Origin of the sequence: Pseudomonas oryziphila, assembly GCF_003940825.1 — a bacterium.
In the GTDB taxonomy this organism is placed as follows: domain Bacteria; phylum Pseudomonadota; class Gammaproteobacteria; order Pseudomonadales; family Pseudomonadaceae; genus Aquipseudomonas; species Aquipseudomonas sichuanensis.
The window spans coordinates 4138478-4157182 of the sequence record NZ_CP034338.1 but is presented as its reverse complement, the minus strand read 5'-3'; the positions used below and the strand labels follow the sequence as shown (position 1 = coordinate 4157182).

Below are 18705 nucleotides of genomic sequence, written 5' to 3'. Positions count from 1 at the left end.
CTGGGGCCGCGTAATGCGGCCCCAGTGCTTTTCAGTCCAGTACCCGGCCGGCGCGCCAGTAGCCCATCAGGGTCAGGCTTTCGCGTGGCAGGCCGCGCGTCTTGATCAGGTGTCGGCGGATGTCCATCACCGCCCCTGATTCACCAGCGATCCAGGCATGGAATCCATTGCTCTCGCCGCTGGCCAGTTCCCACAGCAGCTGTGTGTCGATGTCCACGTCTTCCAGCGTGCCCGACGCTGTGCTGCGCGCAGCGGGCAGGCTGGCCAGCTCTTGTACGGCGTGACGCATGGCCTGGCCGTGCTCGCTGCGCAGCAGGTCACGGGGCAGCCAGTGCAGGCGGGTTGCCGGGCTGTGGCGCAGGGGCAGGCAGTCGTCTTCCAGGGGCACTTCGATAAAAGCTTCTACCGCCAGCTCAGGGGCCTGGTCGGCCAGCTGTTCGAGGATGCCGGCGATGGCCGGCAGGGCGGTTTCGTCGCCCACCAGCAGAATGTGCCGGGCGTCGTGCGGGGGCTTCCATTCATAGCCGCCCGGGTCGCCGGCATAGGCCAGGTTGGGGGCGACCATCTGCAGCCGGTCACCCATGCGGGCGCTGGTCGCCCAGGCCGATGCCGGGCCGTTCACCCCATGCAGGACGAAGTCCACATCCACTTCACAGGCTTTGCGGCGCAGGGCGCGAATGGTGTAGGTGCGCATCGGTGGCGTGTCCTGCGGCGCCAGGTGGCGGCGTGCCTGTTGCCACTGGCCGTCCTTGGGCAGGTTGGGCGCAGCGCCCGCAGGAGTGGGGAAGAACAGCTTGATGCGCTGGTCGGGAGCCAGGGTGGTCATCTGGGCCACGTCAGGGCCGCTGAAGACGAAGCGGCACAGCGAAGGGCTCAGGGCCACGATGGCCTTGAGCTCGATGTCGAAGATCCGGTAGGCGGTGGCCTTGCTGGGGCGGATCAGGCGGGCAAGCAGGGAGGTCATGGGGGTACCTCTGGCAACGGGAGATACTCAACAGACGAGCGCCTCGGCCGCTAAATTTACCCGGCCGACATCCGTCCTAGCTTGGATAGAAGCCGCGTCACGCGGAGACGGATTGAGGCGCAATGACAATTTCTCGACGAGGATTCATCGCAGGCCTGGCGGTAGCGGGCGCTGCCGGCACGGCGGCCTATTACGCGCACAAGGAACTGACCCACGACCCGCAGGACGATGTGGTCACGCCGGGCGAGGCCAGCGTGGAGCTGGCCGACGCCGCCGGGCAGGTGCTGGCGGACTTGCTGCGCGGGGTCTGGGACATCCGCTTTGCCGGCGCCGATGGTGGCCTTGACGGTCTGCCCAAGGAAGGCGTGGAGATGTTCCTCGATGTCGCCACCAAGGGCCGCGGGCTGCGGGGCTTCGTCGATACCGGCGAACGCCTGCGTGGCGACGGCGAGGCGGCCTACCGTGTGCTTGGCGACCTGGTGGGTGCCAGCAGCGGCCAGGTGCGCTGGCGCTTGGTCGGCCTGCACGGCGGCCCGGGCTATGAGTGCGTGGCCAGCCTCGATGAGGTATGGGGCACCTTTGCCAATGCCGGCCCAGGCACCCTCAGCGGCCGCATTCAACGCCTGGACCGCCCGCTGACGCTGCCGTTGCAGGACAGCCGCTTTGTCGCGGTCAAGCGGCCATTCCCCGAAGCGCGCGAGCGCCTGCCCTACACCGCGCAGATGCAGGACTGGGTGATCGGCGCCGAGCATCGGCTGTTCCACCAGCTCTGGCACGCGACCCGCGATCAGTGGCACAAGCTGCCCGTGGAGAAGCACAACGCGCTGCGTGGCCTGGGCTGGCAGCCCGGCCCGCGCGACCGCGAGCGCGATGCCCGTGGCCCACGCAAGCACCGCAATGGTTCAGGCATCGACTTCCTGTTCATGCATCGGCACATGCTGATGCATGCCCGCACCCTGCAGGACCTGCCGTCGTGGCAGCGCTTCCCGTTGCCGCAACCGAGCGTGGAGTTCGACCGCGCAGGCTTCGCTCGCTACCACGACAACCACGACGGCCACCGTGTGCCGCCCAGTTGGCAGGCGCCCGAGGACGAGGCCTACGGCCAGTGGGTGGCGGCGATCAAGGCGGGTGAGACGTTCTGCAGCAACTTCCAGGTGTGGGAGTCGCAGTATCAGGACCCGCAGTACCTGTCGAAGCTGTCGCTGGGGGCCTTTGGCTCCGAGCTTGAGATGAACCTGCACGACTGGTTGCACATGTGCTGGGCGTCGGTGCCGCGTGACCCGATCAACGGCGCGCCGGTGCCCTTTGCCCGTGACCCTGCGGACTTCGCCGCGCGCTGGTTCGAGCGTGAAAACGATTTTCTCGGCGACCCGTTCTCGTCCCACGTCAACCCGGTGTTCTGGGCCTTCCATGGCTGGATCGACGACCGCATCGAGGACTGGTTCCGCGCCCACGAGCGCTATCACCCTGGCCAGGTTCGGCGCCAGCAAGTCAATGGTGTGGCCTGGTTCGCCCCTGGCCGCTGGGTGGAGGTCGATGACCCGTGGCTGGGGCCCGATACCCATGGCTGCAGCACCGAGCCGGGCACGCGCCCGGGCAAATCGGTCGAGATGGACGTGGAGGTGATGAAACTGGCCTTGCGCATCACCTTCGGTGAAGACGACAAGATCGACGGGCTGCTGCGCAAGGTGCCGCAACGGCCCTGGTATGCGCGGCATCTGTCGATGAAGAACATCGCGACTTGATGGGGTAGCCCGCCCTCTTTAGGGGCGGCCTTGTGCCGCGAAAGGGATGCAGGGCAGCCCCAGGTTTCGGTGTAAAGGCAGAAATCGCTGGGGCCGCTGCACGGCCCTTTCGCGGGGCAAGCCCGCTCCCACAGGGATCGCGCTAGCTTTAGCAGTTGAGTAAGACAGTTGCTCCTACGAGGGGCGGCGGATTATGGCCGAGCCTCGGCCAACGCCTGCGGCGCCTGCCACCCCCCACCCAACGCCTTGTACAACGCCACGCTGCCTTGCAGTCGTGCCAGGTACAGTTGCGCCTGCTCATCCTGGGCCAGGTACAGGGTGCGTTGGGTTTCTAGCACGCTCAGCAAGGTCTCGGCACCGGCGGCATAACGCTGCTGGGCGAGGTCGAAGGCGATGCGCGCCTGCTGCACTTCCTGGTCTTGCCACTGGCGCTGGCGCTCCACGCCACTGATGGCGTTGAGGGCTTTCTCGACATCGGAAAAACCGGCCAGGATGCTGCTGCGGTATGCCTCCAGCAGTTCTTGCTGCTCGGCGCTGGCCAGCTCGCGCTGGGCGCGCAGGCGGCCATTGTTGAAGATCGGCGCGGTAAGGCCGGCGGTGAGGGTGTAGTAGGGGCTGTCGAAAATATTGGCAAAGGTCCTGGAGCCGCTGCCAAGGTTGGCGCCCAGGACCAGGCGCGGCAGCATGGCGGCCCTGGCGACCTGCACGTCGGCGCTGGCGGCGGCCAGGCGGGCTTCGGCGGCGGCGATGTCGGGGCGTCGGCTCAGCAGTTCGCTGGGCACGCCGCTACCGATCACTGGCCAGCGCAGCGCGCCGATCACCTCGTTGCCAGCGGGCAGTGCCTGCACTGGTTCACCTAGCAGGGTGGCCAGGGTGATGCGGTTGTCCTGGCGGCGCTGTTCGAGCAGCGGCAGCTGGCGCTCCTGGGCGGCCACCAGGCTGCGCTGCTGGGCCAGTTCCAGGCGGGTGGCGGAGCCCGCGCGTTCGCGGGCCTCGACCAGGCCGAGCACGTCGCGGGCGTTGTCGAGGTTGAGGCGGGCGATGCGCAATTGCTCCTCCAGGGCCAGGCCCTGCAGGTAACTGTCGGCCACGGCGCTGACCAAGGTCAGTTCGACGGTCTGGCGCTCGAAGCGGCTGGCGTCCAGGCTACGCAGGGCGCTGTCGCGAGCGGCGCGCAGGCCACCCCAGAAGTCGATCTCGTAGCTGGCGCTCAGGCGAGTACCGAACGAGGTGCTGGTGCGTTCGCTGCTGCTGGCGTCGAGTTGGTCGTTGCCGTCACCGCGCAGCAGGCGCTGGCGGCTGGCATCCAGGCCCAGCTGCAGTTCCGGCAGCAAGGGGGCGCCGGCGATCACCGCGCTGGCCTGGGCCTGGCGCACCCGGGCGGTGGCGGCGGCGAGGTCGTAGCTGTTTTGCCGGGCGCGTTCGATCAACTGGTCAAGCACTGGGCTGGCGAAGGCGCGCCACCAATGGCCGTCCGGCCAGGGTTGCGCCGTTTCGGCGGCGCCTTGCCAGGCGGCTGGGGCGTCGATGCCCGACGCCGGTGGCGGCGGGGTGCTGCAGGCGGCCAGGAACAGGCTCAGGGTCAACAGGCTGATGCGGCTGGGGATCGTCATGGATTATTCGCTGGTAAGGGCTTTGACCGGGTCTAGGCGGGCGGCCTTGCGGGCCGGCATGAAGCCGAACACCACGCCGGTGACCACGGCGCAGGCGAAGGCGCCGATGATCGCGGGCAGGGCGAAGGCCACGGCGATATCGGCCAGCAGCAGGCTGCCGCCGATGGCCAGGGCGAGGAGGATGCCGGTGACGCCGCCGACCATCGACAGCATCACCGCTTCGGTGAGGAACTGGCGCAGGATGTCGCGCTGGCGGGCACCGGTGGCCATGCGGATGCCGATCTCGCGGGTGCGTTCGCGCACGGTCATGAGCATGATGTTCATCACGCCGATGCCACCGACCAGCAGGGATATCGCAGCGATCGCCCCGAGCATCAGCGACAGGCTGTTCTGGGTGCGCGCCTCGGCCTGGATCAGCGCGGCGTCGTTGGTCAGCTCGAAATCATGCTTGCCCTGGTGACGCTGGCGCAGCAAGTGCTCGATCGCCTGTTCGGTCTGGTGCACCCGGCTGGAGTCCTGGGCGGCGATGGCGATGTATTCGGGGTCGCCGCTGCCGAACAGGCGGATGGCGGCGGCCGAGTAGGGCACCACGATGCGCTCATCGCTGTCCTCGCTGCCGGAGCTGGCGCCCTTGGCCTGCAGCACGCCGATCACCTGGAACGGCACGTTGCCGATCAGCAGGTATTGGCCGAGCGGGTTGCTCTGCTCGCCGAACATCTTGTTGCGGACCTTCTGGCCGATCACCGCCACGGCTGCGCCGCTGGCTTCGTCGGCCTCGCTGTAGAAGCTGCCTTCGACCACCGGCCAATTGAAGATCTCGGGGAACCAGGTGTTGTTGCCGCCTACATAGAACTGCTGGCTGTTGTTGCCCTGACGCACCATCAGCTTGTCGCCGATCACCGGCATGACGTGTTTCACCTGGGGCAGTTCGGCGATGGCGGCCACATCGTCGAGGGTGACAATGCCTGCGGGTTCGCGCTCGGTCGCGCGTTTGCCGTTGAGGTAGAGAATGTTCGAGCCGAAGGCGGCCATCTGCGCCATCACCTGGCGTTTGCTGCCTTCGCCGACCGCCAGCATGACCACCACCGAGGCCACGCCGATGACGATACCGAGCAGGGTGAGCGCGGTGCGAAAACGGTTGACCCACATCACCCGCCAGGCGGCTTGCAGTGACTCGATCATTTCGCCTTTCCAGGCACCTTTATGGCTGGCGCCGCTGTCCAGGCGTTGCCGCAGGTCGTCGGCCTGCAGGTGGCGGGTGGGTACGCTGGCCGCCTGCTCGGCGGCCGAATCGCTGACCACCTGGCCGTCGCGCACCTCGATCACCCGTTGGGCGCGGGCGGCGACTTCGCGGTCGTGGGTGATCAGGATGATCACGTGGCCCTGGCTGGCCAGCTCGTCGAGCAGGGCCATCACTTCGGCGCCGCTGTGGCTGTCGAGGGCGCCGGTGGGTTCGTCGGCGAGGATGATATGGCCGCCGTTCATCAATGCCCGGGCGATCGACACGCGCTGTTGCTGCCCGCCTGAAAGCTGGTGCGGGCGATTGCCGGTGCGGCTGGCCAGGCCCAGGCGTTCGAGCAGGGCATGGGCGCGTGCATGACGTTCGGCCGGTGGCGTGCCGGCATAGATGGCCGGCATCTCGACGTTTTCCTGGGCCGAGCCCGAAGGGATCAGGTGATAGCCCTGGAACACGAAGCCGAACGCCTCGCGGCGCAGCCAGGCCAGTTCGTCGCCGTCCAGCTCGGCCACGTCGCGGCCGGCGAAGCGGTAGCTGCCGGAAGTCGGGCGGTCGAGGCAGCCCAGGATGTTCATCAGGGTCGACTTGCCGGAGCCCGAAGCGCCGACGATGGCGACGAATTCTCCGGGGTGGATGCTCAGGCTGATGCCGCGCAGCACCTCGACTTTCGGTGAATCGATGCCTCCGTAGGCCTTGTAGATGTCGCTCAACTCGATCAGGGGCGTGCTCATCTCAACCCCCGCTGGTCGGCGAGCCGATCACCAGGCGTTCACCTTCGTGCAGGCCGTCGAGGATCTGTACGCGCAGGCGGTCGCTCAGGCCGATGCGTACCTGGCGTGCCTCGACCTTGCCGTCGGCCTTGAGTACCTGGGCCAGGCGCAGGCCGTCGTCCGGCGTGTCTTCCAGCGCGGCCAGAGGGGCGCTGAGCACCTGGCTGGCCTGGCCGGCGACGAAGAACACCTGGGTGGTCATCTCGGCCATCAGGGCGCCGTCGGGGTTGTCGACGTCGAGCAGTACGGTGTACTGCACCACTTTGCTGCCGGTGGTGCCGGCCGTGGCGCTGGCCGGGCTGCCGCCGCCCTGGGCGCTTTGATCCAGCGGTTTGGGCGGGATCGGCAGGATCTGGCGCACGGTGCTGGCCCAGCGGCGTTTGCCACCTGCAAGGGTGGTGAAGTAGGCGGTCATGCCGGGTTTGACCTTGCCGATGTCGGCTTCGGATACCTGGGCCCAGACGGTCATCGGTGACAGTTTGGCGATGCGCAGGATCAGCGGGGTCTGTTGCTGGGCATTGAGGGTCTGGCCTTCGCGGGCGTCCACGGCCACCACGGTGCCGCTCATGGGGGCATAGATGCGCGTGTAGCCAAGCTCCGCCTCGTCGCTGCGCAGGCTGGCCTGGGCCTGGAGGATCTGTGCCTGGTACATGTCGATGCGGGCCTGGGTCACTTTCAGCTGGGCCTGGGCGGTTTGCAGGTCTTCCTGGCGGCTGGCGCCAGCGGCGGCCAGGTCGCGCTGACGCTGGTGTTGCTGCTGGGCCAGGAGGTACTGGGCGCGTTGCTCGGCGAGTTGCGCCTTGAGGTTTTCGATGGAGTAGCGGCCGGCGTCGAGCTTGGCCTTTTGCGTGGAGGGGTCGATCTCCACCAGCAACTGGCCTTCGCGGACTTCATCGCCGGCCTCGACATGCAACTTGCGGATCTGCCCGGACGCCTGGGCACCGACGTCGACATAGCGACGCGGTTGCAGAGTGCCGAGGGCGGTGACGCTGCTTTCGATATCGGCGCGGGTCACCGGCACGGTGCTGACCGGCGCACCGCCCAGGGGCAAGGTGGTCCAGGCCAGCAGGCTGCCCAGGCCAAGCAGGCCCAAGGCTGCAATAAGCAGACGGCGACGGGGGGCGGTTGTGCGTGTCATGCGGGCTTCCAGCCGAAGGGAGTGGCCGGGCGCGGCCATGCACGGCGCGCTCGGGGGTGCCAGTTAAACGAACCTGCTGCGTGCCGATTTAACCGGGCGAAAGGCCAGTATCGATGTTGCTGAGAATAATTATAATTTGTAAGATCGTTCGCTTACTTCACTCCTATCCGCTGCCCATGCCATGTCAGCGTTTGCGCAGGGAAAGGCCAGGTACCGTCGTGGAACACTACTATCGCGAATTGGTGAGCTTTCTCTCTGCGCGCCTGGGCAATCGCCAGGCGGCGGAAGATGTGGCCCATGACGCTTACCTGCGGGTGCTGGAGCGTACCGAGGGCGAGCAGATCGAGCACCCGCGGGCGTTCCTGTACCGCACCGCGCTGAACCTGGTGGTCGATCGCCACCGGCGCCACCTGGTGCGCCAGGCCGAGCCGCTGGAGGTGCTCGATAGCGACGAGCGCTGGCATAGCCCGGCACTGACCCAAAGCATGCAGCAGGATCAGCGCCTGGCCTTGATGCAGCAAGCCCTGGATGAGTTGAGCGCGGTGTGCCGTGACTGCTTCCTGTTGCGCAAGCTCGATGGCCTGTCGCACCCGCAGATTGCCGAGCGCCTGGGCATTTCCCGCAGCCTGGTGGAGAAGCACATCGTCAATGCCATGAAGCACTGTCGCTTGCGCATGCGTCAGTGGGAGTCGTGAAGACGCCGTGAAGGGCAGGTGAAAATTTCCTGTGCTGGCAACTTGATTTCCACTTGTTTCAAGACAACTATCAATAAAGACCCGATCAGGCGGCCTGCCTGACGTTTGCCTGTTCTGGCGCAGTACGGTCATGGAGCCCATTCATTACCTTGCGGCCAGGTGCGGACGATGCCCAACAAATCCCTGCGCATCCTCATCGCTGACGAACACCCCGACCAGCGTCTGCAACTGGAGCGGCTGCTCAATGGCCTGGGGTATTACCGCATCGCCCCGGTGGAGAGCTTCGACGATCTGCAGCGTCTGGTGCACAGTGCCCTGCTGCCGTTCAACCTGTTGGTTGGCAACATCGAACTGGCCAGCCATGCGGGCGTCGACCTGGCGCGCTTCTGCCGGGTCAGTACGCAGATCCAGCACGCTTTGTTGTATCACTCGCAGCAACTGAAGGTGCCTGCCGTGCCGCAGAGCGAGCGACAGGCCGTGAGCGTCAGCCTGCCAAGCGTGCCTGATTGCGAAGCGTTAGGGTCGTTCATGGCGATTATCGACCTGCCGGTGGTGGTCGGGCAGGTACCCTTGCCGGCCAGCCTTTGCGGCGCAGCCGGCTATGGCAAGCGGCGAATGAATTTCGGCCAGACCGTTTTCAGCCGCAGTTCCTGACTCGGCCCCCGTTAACGGCATTTGCTATCCTCTTGGCCTTTTGCCGATCTGCGGACCTGCCATGACTGCCATCGATAACCCCCGCGCGCCCGGCTTCAGCCGCGGCGACCACCGGACCCTGGGCCTGGCGGCGCTGGGCGGCGCCCTGGAAATCTACGATTTCATCATCTTCGTGTTTTTTGCGCTGACCCTCAGCCAGCTGTTCTTCCCGCCCGAGATGCCAGAGTGGCTGCGGTTGCTGCAAAGCTTCGGGATTTTCGTCACCGGGTACCTGGCGCGGCCTTTGGGCGGCATCCTCATGGCCCATTTCGCCGACCACCTGGGGCGCAAGCGGGTGTTCAGCCTGAGCATCCTGATGATGGCATTGCCGTGCCTGTTGATCGGCGTGATGCCGACCTACGCCGACATCGGCTACGCCGCGCCGCTGATCCTGTTGGCCCTGCGCATCCTGCAAGGGGCTGCGGTGGGGGGCGAGGTGCCCAGTGCCTGGACCTTCGTCGCCGAGCATGCGCCGGCCGGGCGGCGAGGCTATGCGCTTGGCTTTCTGCAGGCGGGGCTGACCTTTGGCTATCTGCTGGGCGCGCTGACTGCGACGCTGCTGGCGCAGCTTTATACAGCGCAGGAGATACTCGATTACGCCTGGCGCTACCCGTTCCTGCTGGGCGGCGTGTTCGGCGTGATCGGTGTGTGGCTACGCCGCTGGCTGAGCGAGACACCGGTGTTTCTTGCCCTGCGTGAACAGCGGGAACAGCCGGTGGCCTTCCCGCTGCGCAGTGTGCTTGGCGAGCATCGCCGGGCACTGATTCCGGCGGTGTTGCTGACCTGTGTGCTGACCTCGGCAGTGGTGGTGCTGGTGGTGATCACGCCGACGGTGATGCAGCAGCGTTTCGGCATGACGGCCGGGCACACCTTTGCCTTGAGTAGCGTGGGTATCGTCTTTCTCAACATTGGTTGCGTGCTGGCCGGGTTGCTGGTCGACCGCATCGGCGCCTGGCGTGCATTGATGATCTACAGCCTGGTGCTGCCGCTGGGCATCGGCGCGTTGTACGCCAGCCTGGTCGGGCAGTGGGGCATGACCTGGCTGGCCTACGCGCTGGCCGGGCTGTCCTGTGGGGTGGTGGGGGTGGTGCCGTCGGTGATGGTCGGGCTGTTCCCGGCGCAGATCCGGGTGTCGGGGATTTCGTTCACCTACAACATCGCCTACGCCCTGTGGGCCAGTACCACACCGTTGGCGTTGATTGCGCTGATGCCGTGGAGCCCGTGGGTGTGTGTCGGCTTTTGTCTGATCATGGGCACGGTCGGGGCGCTGACGTCGTTGTATTTCGGGCGTCGTGAGCCGTTGGCATTCGGTGCGGACTCCATGCCGATCATGTGTGGTGACAAATGAAGTGGTAGTGGCTGTGGGGCGTTGAGGCAGACTTCCGGGCGGGGGTTATTGGAATAACCTATTAGCCAGATTTAACCTGAAAGGTTAATTTCTCATGGAAAAGAGAGTGCCTCACTGTCCACTTGATCGGGTAAAAGCGCTGCTTGCTGTAAAGCGGATCAGTCCGACCTTCGCTGCATTAAGAGGTGCCAGGTCTCTGGGCCTGGATTACCCAGGAATGCTCGATGTGATCAGCAGTCTGGAACGCACTGATTTTTACAAAAGCATGACCTGCTATACGGAACACGGCGTCTGGCAGGACATATACCGTCCGCTCACGGCAGTCGGCTACGTTTACCTGAAACTGTCAGTGGTCGATGACGTGCTCATCGTGTCCTTCAAGGAGCTGTAATCATGAGATGCCCGATCTGCGGTGGCGCGGAGCTTGCGCCAGATATTCAGGACATGCCCTACCGCTACAAAGGAGAGTCGACTCTGATCCAGGGCGTCAGCGGCGACTACTGCTCTGCCTGTGGTGAGGCGGTCCTGAGCCACGACGAAGCCATGCGTGTCAGTGAACAGATGTCGGCCTTTGAGCGTCGGGTCAATGCGGCCGCGGTTGATCCAGCTTTCATCAGCGCCGTGCGCAAGAAATTCGACCTGGACCAGCGCGAGGCGGGTGAGATTTTCGGTGGTGGGGTCAACGCCTTTTCCCGCTACGAAAATGGTAAAACCACGCCGCCAGTGGCGTTGATCAAGCTGTTCAAGCTGCTCGACCGCCACCCCGAGCTGTTCGAGGAAGTCAGGACCGCCTGATACGAAAAAGCCCCCTGGCCTTGCGGCCAGGGGGCTTTTCATTGCTGCGAGGGCAGGCCTTACATGTTCGGGTAGGTCGGCCCGCCGGCGCCTTCAGGAGTGACCCAGGTGATGTTCTGGGCCGGATCCTTGATGTCGCAGGTCTTGCAGTGCACGCAGTTCTGCGCGTTGATCTGGAAACGCTTGCTGCCGTCTTCCTGGGTAATCACTTCATACACGCCGGCCGGGCAGTAGCGCTGCGCCGGCTCGTCGTACAGCGGCAGGTTGCTGGCGATCGGGATGTTCGGGTCGGCCAGCTTCAGGTGGCAGGGTTGTTCCTCTTCATGGTTGGTGCTGGAGAGGAATACCGAGCTGAGCTTGTCGAAGCTGAGCTTGCCGTCCGGTTTCGGGTAGTCGATCTTCTGCGAGTCGGCGGCGAGCTTGAGGCAGGCGTAGTCCGGCTTGGTGTCGTGCAGGGTGAACGGCAGCTTGCCGCCGAACCAGTTCTGGTCCACATAGTTGAACGCGCCACCGAGCAACGGGCCGAACTTGTGCAGCGCCGGACCGAAGTTGCGGCTGGCGAACAGCTCTTCATGCAGCCAGCTGGCCTTGAACGCGCTGACATAGCCGTTGAGCTGGTCGCCGCCTTCGCTGCCGGCGATCAATGCGTCGGCTACCGCTTCAGCGGCGAGCATGCCGGACTTCATCGCGGTATGGCTGCCCTTGATCTTGGAGAAGTTCAGGGTGCCCAGGTCGCAGCCGATCAGCGCGCCACCGTTGAACACCATCTTCGGCAGCGAGTTCAGGCCGCCTTTGCAGATGGCGCGGGCGCCGTAGCTGATGCGCTTGCCGCCTTCGAGGTACTGGCTGATCACCGGGTGGTGCTTCAGGCGCTGGAACTCGTCGAAGGGCGAGAGGTACGGGTTGGCATACGACAGGTCAACGATCAGGCCGACCACCACCTGGTTGTTTTCCAGGTGATAGAGGAACGAGCCGCCGGTGTTCTCGGCGCTCATCACGTCCAGTGGCCAGCCAGCGGTGTGTACCACCAGGCCTTGCTCGTGCTTGGCCGGGTCGACTTCCCAGATTTCCTTGAGGCCGATGCCGTAGTGCTGCACGTCGGATTCGTTGTCCAGGTCGAAGCGCTTGATCAGTTGCTTGCCGATATGGCCACGGCAGCCTTCGGCGAACAAGGTGTACTTGGCGCGCAGCTCCATGCCTGGGGTGTACAGGCCTTCTTTCGGATTGCCTTCGCGGTCGACACCGAGGTCACCGGTGATGATGCCGCGGACCACGCCGTTCTCGTCGAACAGGGCTTCCTGGGCGGCGAAGCCCGGGTAGATCTCGACGCCCAGGTTCTCGGCCTGCTGGGCCAGCCAGCGGCACAGGTTGCCCAGGGAGATGATGTAGTTGCCCTGGTTGTGCATGGTCTTGGGCACGAACAGGTCGGGGACCTTGGTCGAGCTGTCGGCACTTTTCAGCACATAGATGTCGTCGCGCTTCACTTCGGTGTTCAGCGGCGCGCCGAGTTCTTTCCAGTCGGGGAACAGTTCGTTCAGGGCGCGAGGTTCGAATACCGCGCCGGAGAGGATGTGGGCGCCGACTTCGGAGCCTTTCTCGACCACGCAGACGCTGATCTCGCTACCGGCTTCGGCGGCCTTCTGCTTCAGGCGGCAGGCGGCGGACAGGCCCGCCGGGCCGGCGCCGACGATGACCACGTCGAATTCCATGTATTCGCGTTCCACTGGTTCTCTCCTACTCATCAAGGCTCGTGCTGTTGCTTGGTCTTATTGGGTGCTGGGGCGGTCATGGGTAGCGGCTGATGCTGTAGCTGCTGGAATGACGGACTACACCGTTTTGTCTTGGCCGCGCATTATATCTACACCACTTGGCGGGTCCAATACAAACGTTTGTTTGAATTTGCCGGAGCCCAGTAAAATCACTGGTACGCGGCTGAAGGCTGGCCAATTTGGCGTATTGACCGGATGGGGTGTTACGGTCAAGATACGAGCGCTTTTACGCTTGCCGTAGGCTGACCGTCGGGCGCAGGTGCACCCCTAAAGACCAGGCGTGGAGCAGGGTTTACGGGCCGAATCAGGTTTTGTAGTGGAGTCTACACGCCACGACAGAAAATGACCCGCGGGTTTTACCCCGAAGGGTCGAAACAGGACTGATCGGTCATCTGAATTCTGCCGGCTCCAGAACGTTTTTAGAGGTGCCCTTGTACCCACGCGCATTCGCCGGGCAGCCCCCAGGCGACATTCTTTTCACCGGAGAGTAACGAGGAATCCATGAAGGTTCTTGTAGCTGTCAAACGAGTGGTCGACTACAACGTCAAGGTTCGCGTCAAGGCGGACAACTCCGGCGTCGACCTTGCAAACGTCAAGATGTCCATGAACCCCTTCTGCGAAATCGCCGTGGAAGAAGCCGTCCGCCTGAAGGAAAAGGGCGTGGCGAGCGAGATCGTCGTCGTCTCCGTCGGCCCGAGCACGGCCCAGGAGCAACTGCGTACCGCCCTGGCCCTGGGTGCCGACCGCGCCATCCTGGTCGAAGTCGCCGATGAGCTGAACTCCCTGGCCGTGGCCAAGGCGCTCAAGGCCGTTGTCGATAAAGAGCAGCCACAGCTGGTCATCCTCGGCAAGCAGGCGATCGACAGCGACAACAACCAGACCGGCCAGATGCTGGCTGCGCTGACCGGCTACGCCCAAGGCACTTTCGCCTCCAAGGTGGAGCTGGCCGGCGACAAGGTCAACGTCACCCGTGAAATCGATGGCGGCCTGCAGACCGTTGCGCTGAACCTGCCAGCGATCGTCACCACCGACCTGCGCCTGAACGAGCCGCGCTACGCGTCGCTGCCGAACATCATGAAGGCCAAGAAGAAGCCGCTGGAGACCGTTACTCCAGACGCGCTGGGCGTGTCCATCGCCTCCACCACCAAAACCCTGAAAGTCGAAGCGCCTGCTGCCCGCAGCGCTGGCATCAAGGTCAAATCGGTGGCCGAACTGGTCGAGAAGCTGAAGAACGAAGCGAAGGTAATCTAAATGACTATCCTGGTTGTCGCTGAACACGAAAACGGTGCCGTAGCCCCGGCCACCCTGAACACTGTTGCCGCTGCTGCCAAGATCGGTGGTGATATCCACGTGCTGGTCTCTGGCGCAAACGTGGGTGGCGTTGCCGAAGCCGCCGCCAAGATCGCCGGTGTTGCCAAGGTGCTGGTTGCCGACAATGCCGCCTACGCCCACGCCCTGCCGGAAAACGTCGCGCCGCTGATCGTCGATCTGGCGAGCGGTTACAGCCACGTGCTGGCCCCGGCCACCACCAACGGCAAGAACATCCTGCCGCGAGTTGCCGCGCTGCTGGACGTCGATCAGATTTCCGAGATCATCTCGGTTGAATCCGCCGATACCTTCAAGCGCCCGATCTACGCCGGTAACGCCATTGCCACCGTGCAATCGAGCGCTGCGGTCAAGGTCATCACCGTGCGTACCACCGGCTTCGACGCCGTGGCCGCTGAAGGTGGTTCGGCTGCTGTCGAAGCTGTTGCTGCCGCGCACGACGCCGGCAAATCGGCCTTCGTCGGCGAAGAGCTGGCCAAGTCCGATCGCCCAGAGCTGACCGCTGCCAAGATCGTCGTTTCCGGCGGTCGTGGCATGGGCAACGGTGACAACTTCAAGCACCTGTACAGCCTGGCCGACAAGCTCGGCGCCGCCGTCGGCGCTTCGCGTGCTGCGGTTGACGCAGGCTTCGTGCCCAACGACATGCAGGTCGGCCAGACCGGCAAGATCGTCGCGCCACAGCTGTACATCGCCGTCGGTATCTCCGGCGCGATCCAGCATCTGGCCGGCATGAAGGACTCGAAAGTGATCGTTGCGATCAACAAGGACGAAGAGGCGCCGATCTTCCAGGTCGCCGACTACGGCCTGGTCGCCGACCTGTTCGAAGCGGTTCCGGAGCTGGAAAAGCTGGTCTGATCCGCCTGCTTCACCTATAAAGAAGCCCGGCCCTCCTTGGGGGTCGGGCTTTTTTTTGATTTTCAAGGCTGTAGGAGAGTTGGCATGGCGTTTCGCGCAAGCAAAGGGATCTTGGCCGGTGTGCTGGCGCTGTTGTCGGCACCGCTGCTGGCCGCCGGCAAGTGTGAGCGCCTGGTGGTCACCGGTAGCCCGGATGCGCCGCCTTACTCCTGGCAGGACCCAAGCGACCCCAAGCACCTGATCGGCGCCAATGTCGACCTGTTGCGCCAAGTGGCGGGAGAGTTGGGGGTCAAGGTCGAAGTGCTGTACGCCGGCAAGCGCGAACAGGCGCTTGAAGAAGTGCGCAGCGGGCGCATGGACCTGCTGCTCGACACGCCCATGCAGGTTACCCAGCTCACTGCGCTTGATTACATTCATCCCCCTTTGCAGCTCAACGAATACCTGGTGTGGACCCGGCACGACGCGGTGCTGGAGTTCAACGGCCCTGCAGACCTTGCCCGTTACCAGGGCGGCGTGTCGGAAAAGGCGCGCCTGACCCCGGCTTTCGAAGCCTTTACCAAGGCCCAGCTCAAGCTGGTGCCCGCGCAGAACCTCACCCAGGCGTTCCAGAGGCTGGTGCTCGGCCAGGTCGATTATGTGCTTGCAGGGCGTTACGCCGGCATGGCAATGGCTCAGAGCCTGGGAGTGGGCAACGACCTTATCGCCCGCGGCCTGCCAGTAGACCGCCCAGGCCTGTACCTGGCGGTGTCGCACAACTCGGCGTGCAACGACAGCTGGTTGCGCGGACAACTGGCGAAAAAGCTGACAGAATTACCGATCTCCGGGGCGAGTGAGGCGGTGCTGCAGCGCAATGTCGAGCGCTGGAAAGCGCAGATGCAGGCGCCGCTGGACGCCCCTAAACAGTAGGAAGAGTGTGTGAGAAGCCATCCCCTGATTCTTGCCTTGGCCGTGTTTGGCCTGGCCGGGTGTGCCAGTGATCCGGTGCCCCATGAACAACTGCGCCTCACCGAACAGGCGCTGCAGCAGGCCAAGGCGGTCGGCGCCACCGAGCAGGTGCCGGAGTTCAAGCTGGCCGAAGACAAGCTGGCCCGTGCCAAGGCCAACATGGCCAGCGAAAGCTACCGTGATGCGCGCATGCGTGCCGAGCAGGCCGAGCTTGATGCGCGCCTGGCCGAGGCCCTGGTGCTGACGCAAAAGAGCGAAGAGCAGCTGCAGCTGTTGCAGACGCGGGTCAAGCGCCTGCGCAAGCAACTGGAGGTGCAGCCATGAGCCGCCTCAAGCCAATGGCTGCGCTGGCCTTGCTGGCGCTGGTCGGGTTGCAGGGCTGTGCCAGCCAGCGCAGCGAATCGGCACTGGATGACGCCACCGTTGCGTTCCAGAAGGTCAAGGATGACTCCGATGTACTGCGCAGTGCGCCGCGTGACGTGATCCGTGCCGGTGAGTCGCTGGGCCGGGCAGAGCGCCTGGCCGGCTATATCGGTACTGGCAGCGATGTGCGTCATTACGCCTATCTGAGCCAGCGTTACAGTGAAATCGCTGCCGAGCACGCCAAGCTGGCGGTGAATCAGGAACGCTTGACCAAGCTCGACCTCGAACGCCAGCGCCTGCAGTTGGCCTTGCGTGAGGCCAAGCTGGCCAGCGTCCAGCAGCAGGGCAAGTTCGTCGAGGCGCAGATTGCCGCTTTGGCCTCTGAGCAGACCGACCGGGGGCTGGTGATGACCTTGGGCGATGTGCTGTTCGACACCGGCCAGGCGGAGCTCAAGAGCTCGGCCAGCCGCACCGTGCTCAAGCTGGTGCAGTTCCTCCAGCTCAATCCGCGCCGTGTGGTGCGGATCGAGGGTTACACCGACAGCACCGGCACGCCCGAGGACAACCTCAAGCTGTCGCGCGATCGTGCTCAGTCGGTGGCCGACATGCTGGTTGACCTGGGTATCGACGAGAAGCGCATCGAAGTCGAGGGTTATGGCGACCAGTATCCGGTCGAGGCTAACGCCTCGGAGCGGGGCAGGGCGCAGAATCGTCGGGTCGAGATCGTTTTCTCCGATGACAAGGGCAAGCTCGCTCCAGCGCGCTGAGCCAGCTCCTGCAGGGTCGCGACGCGGCCCTGTGCTCCCTGCGTTCGTCGGCGCACGGCCGTTGTTGTTCATCTTGTAGCTGTCACGCAACTGTATTGTTGACTATCCTGCGATCTGTCCCAGTACACTTTGCAACTGTTACGGTATTCTGGCTCAGCTGTGAGTCGCACAAGAACAACGATCCCGTCCGCGCTTCGAGAACACGCCATGACCAACCTGCTGTTGTACCAGCGCATCGCCCAGCAACTGGCCGATGACATCCGCCGTGGTGTCTATCAGCCTGGTGAGCGGGTGCCCTCGGTGCGCAAGATGAGCGCCCAGCTCAACGTCAGTCATGCCACCGTACTGCAGGCGTATGCCAATCTCGAGGACCAGGGCCTCATTCGTGCGCGGCCACAGTCGGGCTACTACGTACACCAGACGCCGGCCCTTACTGCGCAAACGCCGGATATCGCTCGGGTCGAACGCCCCGGCCTGGTTACCCGCGCCAGTATCATTCAGCAGGTCTTGACCGAAGCGCGGCGCGACGGCGTATTTCCCTTCGGTGCGGCGGTGCCTCATGTCGATTACCTGCCGGTGCGTGCCCTGCACCAGCAAATCGCCAAGGTGACCCGCTTCCACAGCCCGCGTGCCTTCAGTTACATGTTCAGCCCTGGCTTCGAGCCGCTGCGCAGGCAGATTGCCATTCGCATGCGCGATGCCGGTGTGTTGGTCGACCCGCGCGAAGTGGTGGTGACCCATGGTTGTGTCGATGCGCTGCAGATGTCGTTGCGGGTGCTGACGCGCCCGGGTGACCTGATCGCCGCCGAGTCGCCAACCTACTACGGTTTGCTGCAGCTGGCCGATCTGCTGGGGTTGAAGGTGATCGAGATTCCCAGCGACCCCTCCACCGGCATCAGCCTCGAAGCGCTGCAGCTGGCCGCCAATCAATGGGGGATCAAGGCGTTGGTGCTGACCGCGCGCTTGAGCAACCCGCTGGGTGGCACCATCCCCGAAGAGCGGCAAAAACAGCTGCTGCGCCTGGCCTCGGACTTCGATATTCAGATCGTCGAGGATGATATCTATGGCGAGCTGATGTTCGAGCAGGGTCGCACCAAGGCACTCAAGGCCTTCGATCGCCTCGATCGGGTGATCTACTGTTCGAGCTTCTCCAAGACGCTGTCGCCGGGGGTTCGTGTCGGCTGGATGGTCGCCGGCCGTTATCAGGACGAGATCCAGCGCTTGCAGACTTTCACCACGCACTCGGCCTGCAGCGTGACGCAGATGGGGGTGGCGGCCTATCTGGAAAACGGCGGCTACGACCGCCACCTGCGCTATATCCGTCAGGAGTATCGCAAGAACCTCAGTGCCTACCAGTTGGCGGTGCAGCAGCATTTCCCGGAGGGTACGCAGATGACCCGGCCGACAGGCGGTTTTATCCTGTGGGTCAGCCTGCCTGGACGGGTCAACACCCAAGAGTTGCACGTGCGTGCGCTGGAGCAGGGTATCAGCATCGCGCCGGGGCTGATCTTCAGCAATACCGAGCAATTCAACCACTGCATCCGTCTCAACTGCGGTATTCCATGGAACAAGGAAGCCGAACGGGCGGTAATGACCCTGGGCTTGCTGGCCCAGCAACTGTGCCGGGAGTCGGCTGGCTTGCTTATGTAGGCTTGTCAGAAGGGCAGGGAACAGGGAGCATA

The 18705-nt window shown here is 64.3% G+C and carries 17 protein-coding genes; 12 read left to right on the top strand and 5 right to left on the bottom strand.

Going from position 1 to position 18705, the window contains the following annotated elements; genetic code table 11:
- Nucleotides 1-31: 31 nt before the first annotated feature.
- Nucleotides 32-964, bottom strand: a complete 933-nt coding sequence (locus tag EJA05_RS19525; RefSeq protein WP_125859475.1) for a siderophore-interacting protein — start codon at nt 962-964, stop codon at nt 32-34.
- A gap of 122 nt (nt 965-1086) precedes the next feature.
- Here EJA05_RS19525 and pvdP point away from each other — a divergent pair, with 122 nt between their 5' ends.
- Nucleotides 1087-2709, top strand: a complete 1623-nt coding sequence (pvdP, locus tag EJA05_RS19520; RefSeq protein WP_125859474.1) for a pyoverdine maturation tyrosinase PvdP — start codon at nt 1087-1089, stop codon at nt 2707-2709.
- Nucleotides 2710-2900: 191 nt separating this feature from the next.
- Here pvdP and EJA05_RS19515 read toward each other — a convergent pair whose 3' ends face one another.
- Genes EJA05_RS19515 through EJA05_RS19505 form a run of 3 tightly spaced genes read right to left on the bottom strand, consistent with a single transcriptional unit; the run spans nt 2901 to nt 7467 of the window.
- Nucleotides 2901-4322 carry an efflux transporter outer membrane subunit gene (locus EJA05_RS19515; protein ID WP_125859473.1) on the bottom strand — a complete coding sequence of 474 codons (1422 nt, stop codon included), beginning with the start codon at nt 4320-4322 and terminating at the stop codon, nt 2901-2903.
- Between the two features lie 3 nt (nt 4323-4325).
- Complete coding sequence (locus tag EJA05_RS19510) at nt 4326-6290, bottom strand: MacB family efflux pump subunit (protein ID WP_125859472.1); 1965 nt, start codon at nt 6288-6290, stop codon at nt 4326-4328.
- Nucleotide 6291: 1 nt separating this feature from the next.
- Nucleotides 6292-7467, bottom strand: a complete 1176-nt coding sequence (locus EJA05_RS19505; protein WP_125859471.1) for an efflux RND transporter periplasmic adaptor subunit — start codon at nt 7465-7467, stop codon at nt 6292-6294.
- Nucleotides 7468-7685: 218 nt separating this feature from the next.
- Here EJA05_RS19505 and EJA05_RS19500 point away from each other — a divergent pair, with 218 nt between their 5' ends.
- The 5 genes from EJA05_RS19500 to EJA05_RS19480 all read left to right on the top strand — a co-directional run bounded on the left by EJA05_RS19500 (nt 7686) and on the right by EJA05_RS19480 (nt 10998).
- Nucleotides 7686-8162: a sigma-70 family RNA polymerase sigma factor gene (locus EJA05_RS19500; protein WP_125464904.1), complete on the top strand. Its 477-nt coding sequence runs from the start codon at nt 7686-7688 to the stop codon at nt 8160-8162.
- Between the two features lie 168 nt (nt 8163-8330).
- Nucleotides 8331-8816 carry a histidine kinase gene (locus EJA05_RS19495; protein ID WP_125464903.1) on the top strand — a complete coding sequence of 162 codons (486 nt, stop codon included), beginning with the start codon at nt 8331-8333 and terminating at the stop codon, nt 8814-8816.
- 61 nt (nt 8817-8877) lie between these two features.
- A complete protein-coding gene (locus EJA05_RS19490; RefSeq protein ID WP_125859470.1) occupies nt 8878-10203 on the top strand; it encodes an MFS transporter in 1326 nt (441 codons plus the stop codon).
- Nucleotides 10204-10297: 94 nt separating this feature from the next.
- Nucleotides 10298-10594: a type II toxin-antitoxin system MqsR family toxin gene (locus EJA05_RS19485; RefSeq protein WP_125859469.1), complete on the top strand. Its 297-nt coding sequence runs from the start codon at nt 10298-10300 to the stop codon at nt 10592-10594.
- 2 nt (nt 10595-10596) lie between these two features.
- Complete coding sequence (locus EJA05_RS19480; RefSeq protein WP_125859468.1) at nt 10597-10998, top strand: type II toxin-antitoxin system MqsA family antitoxin; 402 nt, start codon at nt 10597-10599, stop codon at nt 10996-10998.
- A 59-nt stretch (nt 10999-11057) separates the two neighbouring features.
- Here EJA05_RS19480 and EJA05_RS19475 read toward each other — a convergent pair whose 3' ends face one another.
- Nucleotides 11058-12740 carry an electron transfer flavoprotein-ubiquinone oxidoreductase gene (locus EJA05_RS19475; RefSeq protein ID WP_125859467.1) on the bottom strand — a complete coding sequence of 561 codons (1683 nt, stop codon included), beginning with the start codon at nt 12738-12740 and terminating at the stop codon, nt 11058-11060.
- Between the two features lie 528 nt (nt 12741-13268).
- On the opposite strand from EJA05_RS19475, the gene EJA05_RS19470 reads away from it, so the two are divergent.
- The 6 genes from EJA05_RS19470 (at nt 13269) to EJA05_RS19445 (ending at nt 18673) form a co-directional block, all read left to right on the top strand.
- Entirely contained in the window at nt 13269-14018 is a 750-nt protein-coding gene (locus EJA05_RS19470; protein WP_125464898.1) for an electron transfer flavoprotein subunit beta/FixA family protein, read from the top strand.
- The gene (locus tag EJA05_RS19465) at nt 14019-14948 is read left to right on the top strand and encodes an electron transfer flavoprotein subunit alpha/FixB family protein (RefSeq protein ID WP_125859466.1); all 930 of its coding nucleotides are present in this window, start codon (nt 14019-14021) and stop codon (nt 14946-14948) included.
- Between the two features lie 84 nt (nt 14949-15032).
- Nucleotides 15033-15854: a substrate-binding periplasmic protein gene (locus EJA05_RS19460; protein WP_125859465.1), complete on the top strand. Its 822-nt coding sequence runs from the start codon at nt 15033-15035 to the stop codon at nt 15852-15854.
- Between the two features lie 9 nt (nt 15855-15863).
- Nucleotides 15864-16217, top strand: a complete 354-nt coding sequence (locus EJA05_RS19455) for a DUF4398 domain-containing protein (protein ID WP_125464895.1) — start codon at nt 15864-15866, stop codon at nt 16215-16217.
- Nucleotides 16214-17023 carry an OmpA family protein gene (locus tag EJA05_RS19450; RefSeq protein WP_125464894.1) on the top strand — a complete coding sequence of 270 codons (810 nt, stop codon included), beginning with the start codon at nt 16214-16216 and terminating at the stop codon, nt 17021-17023. The genes EJA05_RS19455 and EJA05_RS19450 overlap by 4 nt, the downstream gene beginning before the upstream one ends.
- A gap of 207 nt (nt 17024-17230) precedes the next feature.
- The gene (locus EJA05_RS19445; RefSeq protein WP_125464893.1) at nt 17231-18673 is read left to right on the top strand and encodes an aminotransferase-like domain-containing protein; all 1443 of its coding nucleotides are present in this window, start codon (nt 17231-17233) and stop codon (nt 18671-18673) included.
- Nucleotides 18674-18705: the final 32 nt, after the last annotated feature.

Excerpts from the sequence above, each read along its gene's own strand:
- EJA05_RS19525 (WP_125859475.1), bottom strand. The coding sequence starts at position 964 with ATGACCTCCCTGCTTGCCCGCCTGATCCGCCCCAGCAAGGCCACCGCC.
- pvdP (WP_125859474.1), top strand. The coding sequence starts at position 1,087 with ATGACAATTTCTCGACGAGGATTCATCGCAGGCCTGGCGGTAGCGGGC.
- EJA05_RS19515 (WP_125859473.1), bottom strand. The coding sequence starts at position 4,322 with ATGACGATCCCCAGCCGCATCAGCCTGTTGACCCTGAGCCTGTTCCTG.
- EJA05_RS19510 (WP_125859472.1), bottom strand. The coding sequence starts at position 6,290 with ATGAGCACGCCCCTGATCGAGTTGAGCGACATCTACAAGGCCTACGGA.
- EJA05_RS19505 (WP_125859471.1), bottom strand. The coding sequence starts at position 7,467 with ATGACACGCACAACCGCCCCCCGTCGCCGTCTGCTTATTGCAGCCTTG.
- EJA05_RS19495 (WP_125464903.1), top strand. The coding sequence starts at position 8,331 with ATGCCCAACAAATCCCTGCGCATCCTCATCGCTGACGAACACCCCGAC.
- EJA05_RS19490 (WP_125859470.1), top strand. The coding sequence starts at position 8,878 with ATGACTGCCATCGATAACCCCCGCGCGCCCGGCTTCAGCCGCGGCGAC.
- EJA05_RS19485 (WP_125859469.1), top strand. The coding sequence starts at position 10,298 with ATGGAAAAGAGAGTGCCTCACTGTCCACTTGATCGGGTAAAAGCGCTG.
- EJA05_RS19480 (WP_125859468.1), top strand. The coding sequence starts at position 10,597 with ATGAGATGCCCGATCTGCGGTGGCGCGGAGCTTGCGCCAGATATTCAG.
- EJA05_RS19475 (WP_125859467.1), bottom strand. The coding sequence starts at position 12,740 with ATGAGTAGGAGAGAACCAGTGGAACGCGAATACATGGAATTCGACGTG.
- EJA05_RS19470 (WP_125464898.1), top strand. The coding sequence starts at position 13,269 with ATGAAGGTTCTTGTAGCTGTCAAACGAGTGGTCGACTACAACGTCAAG.
- EJA05_RS19465 (WP_125859466.1), top strand. The coding sequence starts at position 14,019 with ATGACTATCCTGGTTGTCGCTGAACACGAAAACGGTGCCGTAGCCCCG.
- EJA05_RS19460 (WP_125859465.1), top strand. The coding sequence starts at position 15,033 with ATGGCGTTTCGCGCAAGCAAAGGGATCTTGGCCGGTGTGCTGGCGCTG.
- EJA05_RS19450 (WP_125464894.1), top strand. The coding sequence starts at position 16,214 with ATGAGCCGCCTCAAGCCAATGGCTGCGCTGGCCTTGCTGGCGCTGGTC.
- EJA05_RS19445 (WP_125464893.1), top strand. The coding sequence starts at position 17,231 with ATGACCAACCTGCTGTTGTACCAGCGCATCGCCCAGCAACTGGCCGAT.